The 17,236-nt window shown below is 44.5% G+C and carries 16 protein-coding genes; 9 read left to right on the top strand and 7 right to left on the bottom strand.

What is annotated here, in order from left to right; genetic code table 11:
- Positions 1 to 180: 180 nt before the first annotated feature.
- The 6 genes from HFV01_RS27370 to groES form a co-directional block, all read right to left on the bottom strand.
- A complete protein-coding gene (locus HFV01_RS27370; protein WP_108615153.1) occupies positions 181 to 480 on the bottom strand; it encodes a hypothetical protein in 300 nt (99 codons plus the stop codon).
- 102 nt (positions 481 to 582) lie between these two features.
- Positions 583 to 1,332 carry an alpha/beta fold hydrolase gene (locus tag HFV01_RS27365; RefSeq protein WP_006670061.1) on the bottom strand — a complete coding sequence of 250 codons (750 nt, stop codon included), beginning with the start codon at positions 1,330 to 1,332 and terminating at the stop codon, positions 583 to 585.
- Between the two features lie 38 nt (positions 1,333 to 1,370).
- The gene (locus HFV01_RS27360) at positions 1,371 to 1,538 is read right to left on the bottom strand and encodes a hypothetical protein (protein WP_164468737.1); all 168 of its coding nucleotides are present in this window, start codon (positions 1,536 to 1,538) and stop codon (positions 1,371 to 1,373) included.
- A 133-nt stretch (positions 1,539 to 1,671) separates the two neighbouring features.
- Positions 1,672 to 2,700 (bottom strand): chlorophyll a/b binding light-harvesting protein, encoded by a 1,029-nt coding sequence (locus tag HFV01_RS27355; RefSeq protein WP_006622403.1) that lies wholly within the window; start codon positions 2,698 to 2,700, stop codon positions 1,672 to 1,674.
- 338 nt (positions 2,701 to 3,038) lie between these two features.
- Positions 3,039 to 4,676: a chaperonin GroEL gene (gene groL, locus HFV01_RS27350; protein WP_006622402.1), complete on the bottom strand. Its 1,638-nt coding sequence runs from the start codon at positions 4,674 to 4,676 to the stop codon at positions 3,039 to 3,041.
- Between the two features lie 110 nt (positions 4,677 to 4,786).
- Positions 4,787 to 5,098, bottom strand: a complete 312-nt coding sequence (gene groES / locus HFV01_RS27345) for a co-chaperone GroES (RefSeq protein ID WP_006618364.1) — start codon at positions 5,096 to 5,098, stop codon at positions 4,787 to 4,789.
- Positions 5,099 to 5,425: 327 nt separating this feature from the next.
- Here groES and HFV01_RS27340 point away from each other — a divergent pair, with 327 nt between their 5' ends.
- The 5 genes from HFV01_RS27340 (at position 5,426) to HFV01_RS27320 (ending at position 10,047) form a co-directional block, all read left to right on the top strand.
- Positions 5,426 to 5,878, top strand: a complete 453-nt coding sequence (locus tag HFV01_RS27340; RefSeq protein ID WP_187757975.1) for a ferredoxin — start codon at positions 5,426 to 5,428, stop codon at positions 5,876 to 5,878.
- Positions 5,879 to 6,015: 137 nt separating this feature from the next.
- Entirely contained in the window at positions 6,016 to 6,666 is a 651-nt protein-coding gene (locus HFV01_RS27335) for a response regulator transcription factor (protein ID WP_046319061.1), read from the top strand.
- 682 nt (positions 6,667 to 7,348) lie between these two features.
- Positions 7,349 to 7,870, top strand: coding sequence for a LabA-like NYN domain-containing protein (locus HFV01_RS27330; protein ID WP_006618367.1), 522 nt, complete (start codon positions 7,349 to 7,351; stop codon positions 7,868 to 7,870).
- A gap of 33 nt (positions 7,871 to 7,903) precedes the next feature.
- Entirely contained in the window at positions 7,904 to 9,520 is a 1,617-nt protein-coding gene (locus tag HFV01_RS27325) for a 2-isopropylmalate synthase (RefSeq protein ID WP_006622399.1), read from the top strand.
- A gap of 137 nt (positions 9,521 to 9,657) precedes the next feature.
- Positions 9,658 to 10,047, top strand: coding sequence for a hypothetical protein (locus HFV01_RS27320; protein ID WP_006622398.1), 390 nt, complete (start codon positions 9,658 to 9,660; stop codon positions 10,045 to 10,047).
- Between the two features lie 593 nt (positions 10,048 to 10,640).
- On the opposite strand, the gene HFV01_RS27315 is transcribed toward HFV01_RS27320, so the two are convergent.
- Positions 10,641 to 11,681, bottom strand: a complete 1,041-nt coding sequence (locus HFV01_RS27315; protein WP_006622395.1) for a glycosyltransferase family 2 protein — start codon at positions 11,679 to 11,681, stop codon at positions 10,641 to 10,643.
- Positions 11,682 to 11,782: 101 nt separating this feature from the next.
- Between HFV01_RS27315 and tilS the strand changes: the two genes are divergently transcribed.
- From tilS to HFV01_RS27295, 4 genes are read left to right on the top strand one after another with little or no spacing between them, the layout of a single operon-like run.
- A complete protein-coding gene (tilS, locus tag HFV01_RS27310) occupies positions 11,783 to 12,817 on the top strand; it encodes a tRNA lysidine(34) synthetase TilS (protein WP_035758913.1) in 1,035 nt (344 codons plus the stop codon).
- 25 nt (positions 12,818 to 12,842) lie between these two features.
- The gene (gene glgX / locus HFV01_RS27305) at positions 12,843 to 14,966 is read left to right on the top strand and encodes a glycogen debranching protein GlgX (protein ID WP_193520596.1); all 2,124 of its coding nucleotides are present in this window, start codon (positions 12,843 to 12,845) and stop codon (positions 14,964 to 14,966) included.
- 31 nt (positions 14,967 to 14,997) lie between these two features.
- The gene (locus tag HFV01_RS27300) at positions 14,998 to 16,281 is read left to right on the top strand and encodes a MarR family transcriptional regulator (protein ID WP_193521322.1); all 1,284 of its coding nucleotides are present in this window, start codon (positions 14,998 to 15,000) and stop codon (positions 16,279 to 16,281) included.
- The gene (locus tag HFV01_RS27295) at positions 16,275 to 17,126 is read left to right on the top strand and encodes a mechanosensitive ion channel family protein (RefSeq protein WP_006622391.1); all 852 of its coding nucleotides are present in this window, start codon (positions 16,275 to 16,277) and stop codon (positions 17,124 to 17,126) included. The genes HFV01_RS27300 and HFV01_RS27295 overlap by 7 nt, the downstream gene beginning before the upstream one ends.
- Positions 17,127 to 17,236 lie beyond the last annotated feature (110 nt).

Genomic DNA, 17,236 nt, shown 5'->3' with positions numbered 1-17,236 from the left:
AAATTTACAATCCTTAATAATTCGGGACGATACCACAGTTTTAAGATTTCCTCAAAAATTCCCCAAGCTGCCGTTATGACAGCAAAAAAGGGAATTGAGGCTCAATGCCCATTTCCCTAGAGTTAGAGTCAAGTCAGGGGCGATCGCCAAAAATCCTCAACACCCGACTATGCTGGTATGTTATTTTTCTAAAGGTGGTCGGTTCCGCGCCGGACCGGTGTTTAATTCAAAATCTCTACAATTAATTGCTTCTTCTGATAAGGCTTTACAGGGATGAACGGTACATTTTAAGCGATAGTCTCCCGTAAAAAAAGCGCAGCGACTACAGGGAATATCATGGAGTTTTTTTACATTTTTTAATCCATCTTTTATCGCGACAATACACGAGCAAATAAATCCCATCAATGTCATGAATATAAACAATGGAAATATGGGATTAATGGGCAAATAGTTAATTGGTGTTAATGCGGGTTCAGTCATGATTATCTCCTGGGTAAAATTGAGGTGAATTGTGTCAGCACAATCTTTGCTGTAACTGTAATCAGTTCAGGCATTCTAAGGAAAATTAGTCGATTATGTTATTCAGTCATAAATAAGAGAATCGGCGGGGCAGATAACATCTGAAGATTTCAGGAGATTATCCCAAAAATTAACAATAGTCTCACCGACTTTTTGGGGGTCAAAATAATGGCAAAAATAGCGACCATTTGGACATTGCCAAAGGCGATCGCATGGTTTAAAAACCCTTGACCACCCCTGCCATAAATTCTGGTCAATAACCACATCATGTTCGCCTCTACATACCAGCAAAGGAACCTGGACACCACCAGGAGAAAAACTGACCCGTTTATATAAAGTATGGGGAGACAGGGAACTAATCATATCCTCTTTCAAAATACCAATCAATTTTTTAGTAATGGGAGGACATTGAAAACCAAAGAGGTTATAAACTGTTTGAGTTAACAGTTTTTGTTGACTACAATTGAGAAGTTGTCGTTGTACATAATAATGAGCCTGCCAATCAACAGACGGATAAAACCCCACAGAAATTAAAGTAAGCGATCGCACCATTTCTGGATGTTGACGAGCATATAATAACCCCAACAATCCACTCATACCATGTCCAATTAAATGCACAGGATAATCACAATTTTTGAGATAGTTATGGAGCCAAATTAATGGCGTATTAAATGACAGCGGTTCATCCAGACTCAGATAATACTTATATTGGCTAAGATAAGCAGATTGAGACAAAAAATTTAAGCAGGGTTGGTTAAACTCTTGGAAAGCAGGACTGACATTTAACCACACTGCATCATGTAAGACAGCCATGAATTTCTCCTAATGATATTTCCGGGCAATTGTATCGATTAATGAGGGCAGGTCGGGGAGTGCTTTTCCGAATAACTAGCCTCAAATAAGAGTCGGTCAAGAGTTTCTGAAGCTGGCAAAGTCAGGCGACAATTTTGGCATTGCCAATATAAGCCATGATGGCTACAATGTAGCAGTAATTCTCCCGAACAACAAGGACAATTCATTTAACCTATTTCCATTGGCGAAAGGATATGATACCAGGGGGGGGAAATAATCTCTAATCGAGTAGTGGATGAGTCAATAGATATCCAGAGATGAAACTGACCCACCCACCCGTCTAGGGGGACTTGCTCAGACTTAAACTTCGATAGAGTTTAAAGCTCGTTCAACCCGACGAAAATCAAATCCCAAGGCTCTCAGAGCGTGCCAAAGATGTCCTTGGAGGAAGAAGAATGCTAAGAAGAAATGAGCATTAGCTAACCAACAGCGGGGGGTATGAGCGCCCATTGGTAGGACTGTTGTATCTGCAAAGTAAGGCGCAATTCCGAGTTTAATATCCAGAGGCGGACCGTAGAACTCCACAGGATAAGCCAAAGTATTGACCGCGCAGAAATAAGCCGCCACAAAACCCGCTAAAGCAATGCCACCCAAGGAATAAGACAGGATAGCTTCTCCTGAAAAAATCAGGACTTTTTTCGCCCATTTGAGGGGGGGAACTAAGATATGCCAAACACCGCCAGCGATGAGCATCACCCCTACATAAATATGACCCCCAACCAAATCTTCAAGATTATCGATAGTGGCAAAATGGGTTTGATAGCCATAGATAGTTGCGGGGTTAAGGGTAGGTTCTGTTACCAGACGGACGGTTTGAGTGGCTGCATCATACAGTCCGCCAAAATACATAGCTTTGGCGACTAGCAATAAGGCTCCCATACCTAAAAACAGTAAGTGATGCCCTAAAATTAAGCCCAACTGTTTTGGGTCTTCCCAATCAAAATGAAATTTCTGGGCTTGACCCTGGGCGGTTTTTAAATCTTCGGGTGCTTTGAAGGTGTGAAATAGGGCTCCCGCACCTAATACCGCTGAGGAGATTAAATGAACGGCTCCCACCACAAAGAAAGGGTAAGTATCTACCACTTGTCCACCATCCCCGACACCTAATCCCAGGGTGGCTAGGTGAGGTAGCAGAATTAGCCCTTGTTCTCCCATGGGTAGGGTGGGGTCGAACCAGGAAACCTCAAACAGGGTAAAGGCTCCAGCCCAAAATGCAATTAAGGCTGATTGAGCAACGTGGGCGGCAATAAATAGCCCAGACAGGTTAGCAAAGCGCGCATTACCCGCCCACCAGTCATATTTTACGGTTGGATTTTCGTAAGTCTGCATAGTGCTACAACGTTATACATCTTCCCAGCTTATTGCATAAGTATCTCAATAAGCTGTTAAGCCTTATTGTAAATAACTTTCAATAAAATGCAAGTTAAGTTTTGTTACGAATAGCTATAAGCCATATATATCAGGACTTTTAGCCAAATAACCTTAGATATTGGCTTAAATTTATTATCAATAATCAATAATAGAGTGCATAACTAAAAGTATTAATTATCAATTAAAGTGGCCAGAGACAAAAAAAGACCCCGATAGTATCGGAGTCCCTGGTTTTTGATTAAGGAGGGCCAACCCAAAGGCAGCCCGAAACCTTAACCTATATCCTAACTTAAATCTTAGTAGTCGAAGTCGCCACCCATGCCAGCGCCTGCGGGAGCCGCGTTGTCTTTGGGTTCTGGCTTGTCAGCGACGATACACTCGGTAGTTAACACCATGCCAGCGATAGAAGCGGCATTTTGGAGAGCAGAACGAGTCACTTTAGCGGGGTCAACAATACCAGCCTCGAACATATTGACATATTCGCCATTAGCTGCATTGTAGCCCACATCAAAGGATTTTTCTTTCACCCGTTCAGCAACCACAGCGCCATTTTCGCCCGCATTTTCAGCGATCCGTTTCAGGGGAGACAACAGAGCGCGAGCCACAATCATAGCACCAGTGAGAGCCTCACCAGTCAATTGATTGCTACTTGCCCACTCTTCGACCTGGGGAGCCAAGTGAGCGAGAGTTGTACCACCACCGGGAACAATTCCTTCCTCAACAGCAGCTTTGGTGGCGTTGATGGCATCTTCCAGGCGCAGTTTGCGATCCTTCATTTCGGTTTCAGTAGCAGCACCAACTTTGATAACTGCTACGCCACCAGCCAATTTAGCGAGACGCTCTTGTAGTTTCTCTTTGTCATAGGAAGACTCGGTTTCTTCCATTTGACGGCGTAGCTGCTCACAACGAGCTTTAACACCAGCTTCGTTACCTTCAGCGACAATGGTGGTGTTGTCTTTGGTGATGGTGATGCGGCGAGCTTTACCAAGCATATCAATCTTGGTGCTTTCCAGTTTCAGACCAGCATCCTCAGTGATGACTTGACCACCGGTGAGAACTGCAATATCTTCTAACATGGCTTTGCGGCGATCGCCAAAACCAGGAGCCTTAACAGCAGCCACATTCAGCACACCCCGCAGGCGGTTAACCACCAGGGTAGCCAGAGCTTCTTTTTCGATATCCTCAGCAATAATTAACAGAGGACGACTAGCGCGCGCTACTTGTTCGAGAACCGGAACTAAATCCTGAACCAAGGTAATTTTCTTATCGGTGAGCAGGATATAAGGCTCATCGAGGATAGCTTCCATGCGCTCGGTATCGGTAGCGAAGTAAGGGGAGATATAGCCCTTATCAAAGCGCATACCTTCGGTGATTTCCAGTTCGGTAGTCATGGACTTACCTTCTTCGAGGGAAATCACACCCTCTTTACCCACTTTGTCCATGGCTTCAGCGATCATCTGACCAACTTCTTCGTCGTTACCAGCAGAGATGGTACCAACTTGAGCGATCGCTTTAGAATCTTCCACAGGGCGAGCGTGTTCAGCAATTCTGTCTACCAAGAAAGCTGTCGCCTTATCAATTCCCCGTTTCAGTTCAATGGGGTTAGCTCCGGCTGCTACGTTCCGCAGTCCTTCTTTAACCATGGCATGAGCTAGAACCGTTGCAGTGGTGGTTCCATCTCCCGCCGCATCATTGGTTTTAGAAGCCGCTTGACGAATCAGGGCTACACCAGTATTCTCAATGTTATCTTCGAGTTCGATTTCTTTGGCGATCGTCACCCCGTCGTTAACGATTTGGGGTGCGCCAAATTTCTTTTCTAGGACTACGTTACGGCCTTTGGGTCCGAGAGTAACGGCTACGGACTCAGCCAAGATGTCCATACCACGTTCGAGGGCGCGACGAGCATTTTCGTTGTATATAATACGTTTTGCCATAGGTTCCTATTTCAGTTGCTATTCGGATACTACAAAGGACTGTCAATCAGTTTTGACACGCTAGCGACCCACAGAAGAGTCAAAATGTGGGATAATGATTAGTTATCGGTTTAGTTGACGATCGCCAGGATGTCTTTTTCAGCCAACAGGACGTATTCATCGCCGCCGAGTTTGATATCAGTTCCGGCGTATTTGGAATACAGAACTTTGTCGCCGACTTTGACTTCCATTTCGCAGCGGGAGCCATCATCATTGCGTCGTCCCGGTCCAGCGGCTACGATTTCGCCAACCTGGGGTTTTTCTTTAGCGGTGTCCGGCAGCAGAATTCCGCCTGCAGTTTTTTCTTCTGAAGCACTGACCTTAACGAACACACGCTCGCCAAGGGGTTTAACCGTAGAAACACTAAGAGAGACAGCAGCCATTCAATTACCTCCTATTTTCAAACACTGTGCTGAGAGTTAACAGCATTTAGACCCCACTTAGGGAAACTGTCTCAAGTTTGCCCATCTCGGTCGGATGTCCATCTGATGTTTTTAGCACTCTCAACCTCTGAGTGCTAATTTACCTAATCGAGTAAGGCGATCGCAACAGCATCAACTGTACGGGTTTCCGAACCGATCCGGTAGTGAAAAGTGAAAATAGCCAAAAACTTATGGGTGAGTGTGAACTTGCCAATGTTTCCCGTGTCTTCGGTATAATGGATGATTGGGTCTCAGGTATCATTATCCAAGCATATTATCCGTAACTTTATGATTGAACATCCCCAAAACCCAGAACCGGAAACTAACAACCCCGAGTATTGCGAGGGAGGGTCTCTAGCAGTCACGGTTAAGAACCTAGGTTTATCGCAAATTCAACGTCACATATTCCTATGCGCTGACCAAACCAACCCGAAATGCTGCTCGAAGCCAGCCAGTATCGAATCTTGGAATTATCTCAAAAATCGGCTCAAAGAACTAAACCTAGACCGTCCCACAGCGGACCATCCCGGTTGTATATTTAGAACCAAAGCCAATTGTTTGCGGGTGTGTTGTCAAGGGCCAATTTTAGTAGTATATCCAGATGGTGTTTGGTACAGATCCGCCACTCCCGAAGTGATTGAACGAATTATTCAAGAACACCTAATCGGGTCTAGGGTGGTGGAGGAGTACGCCTTTCTCACCCACCCATTAAGTTTATCGGAATTAGAATCATCAACTTGATCATGATTATCGGGTCAGGAATCCCATTCTAACTATAGTGGTTGAATTGTCGGATTTTATAGGTAAAAACACCTAAAAAGTTTGACTGAATTGTTAACAGTACCCCAACTAGATCAGATCTCCAACGGAACAGTCAGATGAACGAAAATACTGTCGCACCGGAACCAAGGCGACTTATGCTAGTAGACGATGATCCTAACCTCGTGATTTTGATCAGCGATTATCTGGAATTGCGAGGATATCAAGTCACCATTGCCGAAAATGGTCAAAAAGCCCTCGAAAAACTGGAAGAGGAAGTGCCAGAATTAATAATTTGTGACATTATGATGCCGGAGATGGATGGCTATACCCTAGTCAAGCTAATCCGGGAAAATGCCCAATTTGGTTGGATTTCGGTAATTTTCCTATCTGCGAAAGGACAAAGCGAAGACCGGGTTAAAGGCCTGAATACCGGGGCTGATGTGTATATGGTCAAGCCTTTTGATCCAGAAGAACTAATGGCTCAGGTAGAGTCATCTCTGCGACAAACTGAACGCCTGACCCGATATCGTAAATCCGTAATCGAAGCCTCGCAAAAAATTAGAGTTCGCGAGGGGGTGGAGTTGACCCCAACTGAGTTAAAGGTGGTTGAGTTGGTAGCCAAGGGGAAGGGAAACCGGGAAATCTCCAAAATTATGGAAGTCAGCCAGCGGACTATTGAAAGCCATATCAGTAATATGTTAGGTAAAACTGGACTTCATAACCGCACCCAACTAGCTCGCTGGGCTTTGGAGAGTCAAGAAATTTAGGGGTTTTCTGCTTAGTAGGGCGATCGCCCGCGCCAGGAAAGCACACAACACTGTATACTATTATGAGGGTCATAATCGGACTTCTATATTTTAAATTGAGACCAGAAAACACTACTATTAGTCAGTTTCAGCCAAAGCGCCGCCCATGCTACGAATGTACCAGTTAGGTATTTCGTCAGTTAGTGGCGTTTGTGGTGTCCAGTCATCAGTCCAGTATGGCATTATTACCTACCACAGAAATCACTCGGTCGCACTGGCTATATCTTAGACCTTGATGGCTCGCTGACTAACTTTAGCAGTAAGATACTACTGTGGCTCGCTGTTGGTCTGGCTTTAACTAAACTCCTGAAGATCATAACCGCCATTGAAAGGAGGGTAAGATCGGCTAGTAGTGATTTCAATTGCAGCTAATATAATCAAAGGTGAAACTCAGGTGAAACTATCGTGAAATTAGGATATTGAACAGCCAATATGATATTTTTATATGGTTCTGACAACTCGAAAATTAGGGTTTTGTTAGCCTATTGGAGGATAGTAAAACCTAGGCATAGGTTGGATTATAGGCTCTGATATGACATATCAATTTTGTCATAAATTCGGGTTAAACTTAGTGAGTATTCACGTGCTAAGATAAAGTATCTAGTTTAAATTCTTTACTACAAATATTAGGTCTTTAGTTTGTATGCCTAACTTGAGAAACCGTCTATCTATTTTTGTGGACGGTAACAATATGTTCTACGCTCAACAAAAAAACGGCTGGTTTTTTGATCCCCGAAGGGTTTTGGACTATTTTAAACATGAACAAGCCGATCTGATTTTTATTAATGCTTTCTGGTACACGGGACTCAAAGACCCTCAAGACCAAAGGGGGTTTCGGGATGCCTTGATTAGCCTAGGATATACAGTCCGCACCAAAATCTTAAAAGAATACTATGATGATAGTTCAGGTAGGTATTCTCAAAAGGCAAATCTGGACATTGAAATTGTGGTCGATATGTTTAATACGGTAGATCAATACGATCGCGTAGTGTTGTTTAGCGGAGATGGTGATTTTGAGCGAGCTATTGAGTTGCTACGTTCTAAAAATACTCATATCACCGTAGTTTCCACAGAAGGAATGATTGCGAGGGAACTACGCAACGCTACCGATCGCTATATAGATCTTAACGACATCCGAGACCAGATTGAGAAAATCGACTATTAAGTTAAACTGTTGACTATGGGAGGATTTACACCAATGACCATTCAACCTCACCCAGATCGGGTAATTATTTTTGATACTACCCTACGGGACGGAGAACAATGCCCAGGAGCCACCTTAAACGTTGATGAAAAGCTAGTAATCGCTCGACAACTAGCGCGTTTAGGGGTAGATGTTATTGAAGCCGGGTTTGCGATCGCCAGTAGCGGAGACTTTGAAGCTGTACAACGCATTGCGGAAACCGTAGGAACCGAAAACGGTCCGATTATATGTAGTCTCGCTCGGTCTGTCAAAGCTGATATTGAAGCGGCGGCTAAGGCTCTGAAACCGGCGGCTCATCCCCGCATTCATACTTTTATTGCTACCTCTGATATTCACCTGAAATACAAACTCAAAAAAACTCGCCAGGAAGTCCTAGACATCACCAGCGAGATGGTAGCCTATGCTAAATCGTTATGTCAGGATATCGAATTTTCTCCAGAGGACGCTGGACGGTCTGACCCCGAATTTCTCTATCAAGTTTTAGAAAGAGCGATCGCGGCTGGTGCGACAACAGTTAATATTCCCGATACCGTTGGCTACACCACCCCCTCAGAATTTGGAGGTTTAATTCGCGGAATTAAGGAAAACGTCCCCAATATTGATCAAGCCATCATTTCCGTCCACGGTCACAACGACCTAGGGTTGGCGGTGGCCAACTTCCTAGAAGCCGTTAAAAATGGCGCACGACAACTCGAATGCACCATTAATGGTATCGGAGAACGCGCCGGAAATGCAGCCCTAGAAGAGCTAGTTATGGCCCTCCATGTGCGCCGACAATTCTTTAACCCCTTCTTTGGTCGTCCGGCTGACTCAGAAGCTCCCATCACCAATATTAATACCCGTGAGATTTACAAAACTTCCCGTTTGGTATCTAACCTAACGGGGATGTTAGTACAACCTAATAAGGCCATTGTCGGTGCTAATGCCTTCGCTCACGAGTCGGGAATTCACCAAGATGGGGTTCTCAAAAATAAGCTAACCTATGAAATCATGGATGCTCAATCCATTGGATTGAATGATAACCTGATTGTCTTAGGTAAACATTCCGGCCGCCATGCCTTCCAAAATCGTCTACAGGAGTTGGGTTTTGACCTGTCTGATGATGAGATTAATAAGGCTTTTGTCCGATTTAAAGATGTGGCTGACAAGAAAAAAGAAGTCACTAACTGGGATATTGAAGCGATCGTTAATGATGAAATTCAACAAACCCCGGAATTGTTCCGCCTGGAGTTAGTACAGGTATCCTGTGGAAATAATGCTCGTCCGACTGCGACTGTTACCCTCAGAACTCCTCAAGGCCAAGAGTTGACTGACGCGGCTACGGGAACTGGTCCGGTGGATGCGGTTTATAAAGCTATTAACCGCGTGGTTAATGTTCCTAATGAGTTGATTGAGTTTTCTGTACAGTCAGTAACTGCGGGAATTGATGCGATCGGAGAGGTTACTATTCGCTTACGCTATCAAGGACGAGTCTTTTCTGGTCATGCTGCTAATACGGATATTATCGTAGCTTCTGCTCAGGCCTACATTAATGCTCTCAACCGCCTACAATCTTCCCTAGAACCCAACGCTAATCAGGTGGGCGATCGCCAATCTGTTGTTAGTGTTTAAAGGGCTAGTTTCCATGGGAGAGGGCTGGGGACAAATCCCCAGCCTCCCTTTTTGTCTGAAATACATTTCGGCAGTCCGTAAGTAAATGTTAAGCTAGTCAAAGTTCATTTATTGAAGTTGATATCGAAGAATCTAATATGTTATCTCAACCCATATTTGACGATCGCTCTCTCAGTCAGTCCTTTTATCAAACTCTGATTCAACGCTTCCCTAACTCTCTACACCAGTCAATTCAGGATATTTTAACCGAATGTCGCTTAGGTATGGCTCCGAGTCCAACGGGAGTCAAAACCTTTTTTATTATTGCTCCCTCTGTGTTAATTGGCGATCGACTTCTCCATCAAATTGATACTATTATCGACCGTGTGGCTGACCTCATGGGAGGTGTCGGACAAGTTGCTATTTGCATTCATCCCCCACAAGATATTAGCGATCAACCTACCACAGAAGTTAACTGCGATCGCTCTCCCCACACTCACCCACAATACATGATGTGTAAAATTTTCCCCGTCTTTATTAATAGTTAATAGGGAGGTCATGTAGGGGCGGGTTCCACCGTTAACTGCATCTGGGGGTGAGAGTATTAATCAACCCGCCCTTAACCCAGGGTTTCAGTATTAACTAGGTCTGGGGGTGAGAGTATTAATCAACCCGCCCTCCGGCTATAGCCAAATCATCAATTTTGGCATTAAGAAAAGGAACCATCATAGCATCAGCTTATCAGGTTGTGGTTAAATCTGTCAACTGGCTGCTGAAAAATTCTCGAAAATTCCCCGATTTAGATAAGTGATACAAATATTGTTCCCCGAATAATTTTGATATTCAAAAAATTGTTAATAATTGTTGCAAAATTTATGACAAATTATTCTCAATACTTGACGAGAGAATGGGGGTTCTGGTAGTTTTAGGGGAATAATAATCCAGGGGTTATTATGCAAAATTCGCAAAATATCGGCTAGAACCATGATTATCTCGTGATTTTGGGTAAGTTTTTGGGGTAAATTGGAGTTAGCCGATGCACGGGTTTTGGGGTAAATTAACCCTAGCCCCGCAGCCTGGTATTGACAAAATCAACTTTTTGTGTATAGAGGTTTTGGCAAGGATAGGGGCTATGATGGTGTTATAGGTCAGGCCGACCCAAAGTAGGACTATCAGGGGACTCAATTAACTCTCGTACTCGATAAATAGGGCGATCCTGAGACTCATGATAGGTCCGCATAAGTAACTCAGCCAATAGTCCAAAACACAATAATTGAATACCAGTTAATGTGAGCAAAACAGCCAACATTAATAGAGGTCTGTGTCCGATACTAGCGCCCAATACTAAGCGAAGGAAACTGAGATACCCTCCGGCGGTGATACCAAATAGTAAAAGCACAAAACCCAGCAGCCCAAAAACGTGCATAGGTCGGGTGAGAAAGGTTTTGATGAAAGCAATGGTAAATAAATCCATTAATACGCGAAAGGTGCGACCTAAACCGTACTTACTGCGACCATAGCGGCGAGGATGATGTCGCACAGGTAATTCAGTGACTCGCGCGCCTTCGATAAAAGCCAAAACGGGTAAAAAGCGGTGTAATTCTCCATAGAGTTTCAGATCATGGACGACTTCGGAACGATAGGCTTTGAGAGAACAGCCATAATCATGAAGTTGGACTCCGGTAATTTTACCGATTAACCAGTTGGCAATTTTGGAGGGAAGTAGGCGAGTTAAGAAGTCATCTTGACGATGTTTGCGCCAGCCACTTACTACGTCGTAACCCTTAGATAATTCTGTTAATAAATGGGGGATATCAGCGGGATCATTTTGTAGGTCTCCGTCTAGGGTGACAATGACTTGACCTTTGGCGTGGTTAAAACCGGCAGACATAGCGGGAGTTTGACCGTAGTTGCGACGGAGGATAATTACCCGTAGGTGAGGATTGGTTAAAACCTGTTGTTTGAGTAATTCGGCGGAACCGTCTGTAGAACCATCATCGATGCAAATTAATTCATAGGCGATCGCCGCATCGGTGAAACTCTGGTGAATAGAACTGATGATAGTCGGTAAACTTTCCAATTCGTTATAAACAGGTACGACTACGGAAACGGTGAAGCTGGTGTGCTGGTCTGACCTATCATCAACCCTGACGCTGCCAGATTTTCCTGGTAAAATATCCATTGGGTATATATGAGCGTTTAGCAATTCCTAGAAATCCTACAACATTCGGGGTATAGTTGACAGGGGAGTAAACCAATTGGTGCGGGTTCGTGGTTCGGTTGATGGCTAGTCAAACACCCTGGACTGATGTTCATGCTAAGGTACATATATCTCTGAGAAGCAGAAATCTTTTACCGTCTGGAGAGGGCCTGTTGGTGGCTGTGTCTGGGGGTCAAGATTCGATGTGTTTAATCAGACTATTATTAGACTTGCAAGGGAAATGGAATTGGCGAATTGCGATCGCTCATTGTGATCATCAGTGGCGGCGCGACTCGGTAGCTAATGCTGATTATATAGAACAGTTGGGGAAAATTTGGCAAGTCCCCTGTTACCGATTAACAGCCCCACAGATCCCAAAAACAGAAGCGGCGGCGCGGGAGTGGCGTTATCAAGTGTTGGGGGAAATTGCCCAAACTGATAATTATGGTTATGTAGTAACAGGTCATACGAAAAGCGATCGGGCGGAGACGTTATTATATAATCTAATTCGTGGTAGTGGTGCCGATGGATTAAGTTCTTTGGTGTGGAGTCGTCCTATATTCGGGAGGGAGACAGAAACAAAGCCAATATTAGTGCGTCCTTTACTAGAGATAACTCGTAAGGAAACGGGAGAATTTTGTCAACAGCGAGATTTGCCAATTTGGGAAGATAGCACTAATACAGATGTAAGTTATGCTAGAAACCGTATTCGACATCAACTGATACCAGAGTTGGAAAATAAGTTTAACCCCAAGGTTGAACAAGCCCTAGCCCAAACGGCGGAATTATTGCGGGCTGATGTAGAATATTTGGAACAACAAGCGGATGAATTATATAGGGTGGCTATAGCATCTGCACCGTGTAATAATGGCTATAGAGTAAATCGCCACCAATTAAAATCAGCCCCCTTAGCCCTGCAACGTCGGGTGATGAGAAGGCTTTTAGAGGAGGTACTGAGAAAAGGGACTAACTTTGAACAAATTGAAAAGCTGACCCGCTTAATTTCTGCCCCAAACCGATCGCAAAGTGATCCTTTTCCTGGTGGTGCGATCGCTCAAGTTGAGGGAGAATGGATCTGGTTAAAATTTCCGCCCCAAGTGGGTGATGAAGCTAATTAATCATTCACAACAGGAATTTTTCACGATGTATATACCTATTTGGCCGGGTAATGCTAAGACTAATGGTGCTACCTGGGACGGTAAAGGGACTAACTTTGCATTATTCAGTGAAAATGCCACAGCAGTTGAACTGTGCTTATTTGATAGTAAAGACCAAGAGACTCGCATTCCCCTAACCGAAGTAGAAAACTTTGTCTGGCATGGTTATGTACCGGGAATAGCCCCCGGTCAACGATATGGTTTCCGGGTGCATGGTCCTTTTGCACCGAATGAAGGGCATCGTTTTAATCCTCATAAACTGCTGATTGATCCCTATGCCAAAGCCTTGGATGGTGAAATTGGTTATGGTGAGGAGATTTTTGGCTATCGATGGGAAGATCCCGAATTAGATTTAGGCTATTCGGAATTGGATGATGCTCATTTAGTGCCGAAAGCAGTGGTTGTAGATGAGTCCTTCGACTGGGAAGATGATCAGCCCCTGGATATTCCCCAACATGAGACAATTATTTATGAAATGCACGTGCGGGGATTTACCAAACTACACCCGGATATCCCGGAAGAGTTACGGGGAACTTATGCGGGTTTGGGACATCCGGCGGCGATCGCCTATTTACAATCCCTAGGAATTACAGCAGTCGAATTGATGCCTGTTCATCATTTCCTATCTCAACCGGGACACTTGGTAGATAAGGGGTTAAGAAATTATTGGGGTTATGACTCAATTGGCTATTTTGCGCCACAGTATAACTATAGTGCTGACCCCACCCCTGGCAACCAAGTCCGGGAATTTAAGGAAATGGTAAAAGCCCTCCATGCTGGGGGTATCGAGGTCATCTTAGATGTTGTCTATAACCACACCGGAGAAGGCAACCATTGCGGTCCTACTCTATCCCTGCGGGGGATTGATAATGCTAGTTATTATCGGTTAGTGGAAGACGATCGCCGCTATTATATGGACTTTACTGGCTGCGGTAATTCCCTCAATGTTAGCCACCCCCAAGTTCTGAAACTGATTATGGATAGCCTCCGCTATTGGGTTTTGGAAATGCACGTTGATGGCTTCCGCTTTGACTTGGCCTCCGCTTTGGCGCGAGAACTCTATGAGGTCAATAGTCTCGCCGCCTTTTTTGATATTATCCACCAAGATCCGGTGCTTTCTAATGTGAAGTTGATCGCCGAACCTTGGGACGTGGGAGAAGGTGGCTATCAGGTGGGTAAATTCCCCCTGTTATGGTCTGAATGGAATGGCAAATATAGGGATACAGTCAGGGACTTCTGGCGCGGTGAGGATAGTTCTTTGGCGGAATTTGCTTATCGGTTAACTGGGAGTTCTGACCTGTACGAGGATAATGGACGACAACCCCACGCTAGTATTAATTTTGTTACCGCCCATGATGGATTTACTCTCAATGACTTGGTGAGTTACAACGAAAAACGCAACGAAGAGAATGGGGAGGATAACAACGACGGGGAAAGCCATAACCGATCTTGGAATTGTGGGGAAGAAGGCGAAACAGATGATCCTGATATTTTGGAGTTGCGAAACCGCCAACGCCGTAATTTCTTGGTGACATTAATGTTATCCCAAGGAGTGCCCATGATGGTGAGTGGTGATGAGTTGGGACGCACTCAAAAAGGGAATAATAATGCCTACTGTCAAGATAATGAGATTTCTTGGCTAGATTGGGATCTACCTAAGTCTAATGCGACTCTTTTGGATTTTACCCGCCAGTTGATTTATTTCCGTCGCCAACATCCTATTTTCCGCCGCCGTAAGTGGTTTCAAGGACAAGCTATTCACGGATCTGGGGTTAATGATCTGGGCTGGTTTAATCCAGACGGCGGCGAAATGACTGAGGAACAATGGAATGCTGGATATGCTAAGGCGATCGCTGTTTTTCTTAATGGTGAGGAAATTCCCGCCCGTGGTCCCCAGGGTGAACGGGTGATGGATGATAGCTTTATACTATTATTTAATGCTCACTATGAGGAAATCGAATTTTTGTTACCAGAAGGTTTACAGGCTCGACATTGGCAAGTTATTATTGATACCAAAGAATCTTTATTGCTGCCAGAAGGACCCTATTACTCTGGTAATCAACCTATCCTAACTGAAGCGCGATCGGTGATCGTTATGCAAATGCGTTAGGAGTTGATGGAAAATTCGGGAGGGACAATTGATGATTGATGATTGTCAATTGTCTTTTCCTTGTCTATTAGTCTGTTCCCGATTTACTAAACTACTCCTAATGGCGATCGCTCAAATTTTTAAACAGTTTGGGGCTTGGTTTCCCAGCGCACATCAAAAAATTAAAGCGCAGGCTGACGAGTTGGGGGACAAATTGAAGGGAATAGAACTTGACCCAATTCCACCTACCAATTTATTACGCCTCAAACAAGCTGTGGCTGAGTTGAAGACACCATTACCTCACCAGGAGTTATTGCGCGCACAATTGTCAAAAGCGATTAATTCCTGGTCGGAGGGGGCAGAATGTGATAATGCTATGGTGGTTTTGGCGAGTCCAGTAGAAGCTATATCGACCGTGTTTTGGGATACTTTGAGTTCCTCAGAACCGATTGAGGGTTTGACTCGCCAATGGCTGCCTTGGTCAGAGCGAGCTAAGAATTATACTATTATATCACAACTAGAAGAGAGTATTTTGCAGCCAAGTCAGGGTGAGCGATCGCTGGTGGTAATTCCTGATTTGAGTTGGTGTTTTTTGCGTTGTGTGGATGGTTTGCAGGGAATTGAAAGGCTAGGAGATGCGATTTTTAGCGATCGCTCAAGGTTTTGGCTGATTGGTTGTAACCATTGGGCTTGGCTATATTTAGATCGAGTTTGTCAACTGGGAAATTTGGTCGGTGTGAAAACATCAATTCCGCCTCTGAGTGCGATCGAACTCAAGGAATGGTTAACTCCCGTATGGGAAACGGTAGATATACAATGGCGTGAAAAATCCGAGGGTGAGGAAGAAGAACCCCAGGAAAACTGGTGTTGTAGTGAGGAAAAACGATATTTTGAGCAGCTAGAAGATGTGTCTGAGGGTAATCGTGCGATCGCTGCTGAGGCTTGGCTAAATTCTTTGGGTATTTCCCCGCCGCCAGAAGAGGAAGAGGAGGAAGAAGGGGAAAACCAGACGCGAGAAAATCCTGATCAACCTTGGTTGGTCGATCGCCCTAGCATACCAGAATTGCCCAGTTTGACTAAAAGCGATCGCTTTTTGCTGTTTTCCTTAATATTACATGGTTCCATCTCTTTGCCTAACTTGTGTCTGACTTTAGGGGAGGGAGAGAGTGCAACTCAAACTCAGGTTCAGAAACTCATCCGTGATGGCTTAATTATCCGCCGTCCGGGAAACAGTGGCGCTGCGCCACGGTTTGCGATCAATGGTATTTACTACCCTCGTCTCAAGCGAGATCTCGATAACAATAAATTTCTGGTGGGTGGGGAGTATAAATGTTAATCGACATTTGGCTATATCAGTTATTGGCCGAAACTAACGGCGAAGCCGCCACTAACCCTAATCAAATTTTGGCCGATATCACCTTTGGGAAAATTATCTGGGGGGTCGTGATTGTTCTGCTGACCTATGGCGGTATTATACTTACCGAAAAGTCTCTTTACTGGCTTTCCGAACAGGTCCCGCTGCGGTTTCGTTTGGCGTTTAAACAGTCTGTACCCTTCTGGCGAGCCTTTATTTTTGGGTTAGCGGGGGTGATCTTGATTAATTTGTTTCTGGACTTATCCTCCACTAATCTGTTGGCGATAACTGGGACTGCTGCTGTGGCGGTAGGTTTTGCCTTTAAAGATTATGCCAGTTCTGTGATCTCTGGGATGATTGCTTTATTTGAAAGACCTTATCAAGTCGGCGATCGCGTCACTATTGATGGTCAGTATGGGGAAATCATCAGCTATGGACTGCGTGCGATCCAACTGCAAACCCCTGATGATGATATTGTCACCATTCCCCATAATAAAATGTGGACAGAGCCGATCATCAATGCTAATAAGGGTGAAGTAGAAGCACAGACCGCCGTTGATTTTTATTTTGCCCATGATGCCGATATCGATCGCATTATCCTTATACTATATAGAGTGGCTCAGACCAGCAAATATACACAACTTAACCTCCCCATTCTGGTTGTGGTAAATGAGAAGCCTTGGGGAACTTTGGTCAAGCTGAGATGCTATCCCATGGATGTTAGGGATGAGTTTATTTTTAAAACTGACCTAATTCGCCGCGCTAAAAAGACTTTTGGGGAGTTAGGCATTCCTTACCCGGTCTTACCCCCTAGAATCACTGATTAATCCCCAAATAGCCATCAGGCTGGAAAATTGGCGATCGCGATTATGCGATCGGATTAAGGGGGTTGTCAATTCCAATTTTTACCTATAAAATAATCGAGAATTGGAATTTT

This window comes from Limnospira fusiformis SAG 85.79, from assembly GCF_012516315.1.
GTDB lineage: Bacteria > Cyanobacteriota > Cyanobacteriia > Cyanobacteriales > Microcoleaceae > Limnospira > Limnospira fusiformis.
Note: the sequence above shows the minus strand (reverse complement) of the source record. Positions and strands in the feature narration are given on the sequence as shown.

What these genes read in the sequence shown, in the direction of transcription:
- tilS (WP_035758913.1), top strand. Translation starts at nt 11,783, where the DNA reads ATGGCTAGTCAAACACCCTGGACTGATGTTCATGCTAAGGTACATATA.
- HFV01_RS27300 (WP_193521322.1), top strand. Translation starts at nt 14,998, where the DNA reads ATGATTGATGATTGTCAATTGTCTTTTCCTTGTCTATTAGTCTGTTCC.
- HFV01_RS27340 (WP_187757975.1), top strand. Translation starts at nt 5,426, where the DNA reads ATGATTGAACATCCCCAAAACCCAGAACCGGAAACTAACAACCCCGAG.
- HFV01_RS27335 (WP_046319061.1), top strand. Translation starts at nt 6,016, where the DNA reads ATGAACGAAAATACTGTCGCACCGGAACCAAGGCGACTTATGCTAGTA.
- glgX (WP_193520596.1), top strand. Translation starts at nt 12,843, where the DNA reads ATGTATATACCTATTTGGCCGGGTAATGCTAAGACTAATGGTGCTACC.
- HFV01_RS27295 (WP_006622391.1), top strand. Translation starts at nt 16,275, where the DNA reads ATGTTAATCGACATTTGGCTATATCAGTTATTGGCCGAAACTAACGGC.
- HFV01_RS27370 (WP_108615153.1), bottom strand. Translation starts at nt 480, where the DNA reads ATGACTGAACCCGCATTAACACCAATTAACTATTTGCCCATTAATCCC.
- HFV01_RS27320 (WP_006622398.1), top strand. Translation starts at nt 9,658, where the DNA reads ATGTTATCTCAACCCATATTTGACGATCGCTCTCTCAGTCAGTCCTTT.
- groL (WP_006622402.1), bottom strand. Translation starts at nt 4,676, where the DNA reads ATGGCAAAACGTATTATATACAACGAAAATGCTCGTCGCGCCCTCGAA.
- HFV01_RS27315 (WP_006622395.1), bottom strand. Translation starts at nt 11,681, where the DNA reads ATGGATATTTTACCAGGAAAATCTGGCAGCGTCAGGGTTGATGATAGG.
- HFV01_RS27355 (WP_006622403.1), bottom strand. Translation starts at nt 2,700, where the DNA reads ATGCAGACTTACGAAAATCCAACCGTAAAATATGACTGGTGGGCGGGT.
- HFV01_RS27330 (WP_006618367.1), top strand. Translation starts at nt 7,349, where the DNA reads ATGCCTAACTTGAGAAACCGTCTATCTATTTTTGTGGACGGTAACAAT.
- HFV01_RS27360 (WP_164468737.1), bottom strand. Translation starts at nt 1,538, where the DNA reads ATGAATTGTCCTTGTTGTTCGGGAGAATTACTGCTACATTGTAGCCAT.
- groES (WP_006618364.1), bottom strand. Translation starts at nt 5,098, where the DNA reads ATGGCTGCTGTCTCTCTTAGTGTTTCTACGGTTAAACCCCTTGGCGAG.
- HFV01_RS27365 (WP_006670061.1), bottom strand. Translation starts at nt 1,332, where the DNA reads ATGGCTGTCTTACATGATGCAGTGTGGTTAAATGTCAGTCCTGCTTTC.
- HFV01_RS27325 (WP_006622399.1), top strand. Translation starts at nt 7,904, where the DNA reads ATGACCATTCAACCTCACCCAGATCGGGTAATTATTTTTGATACTACC.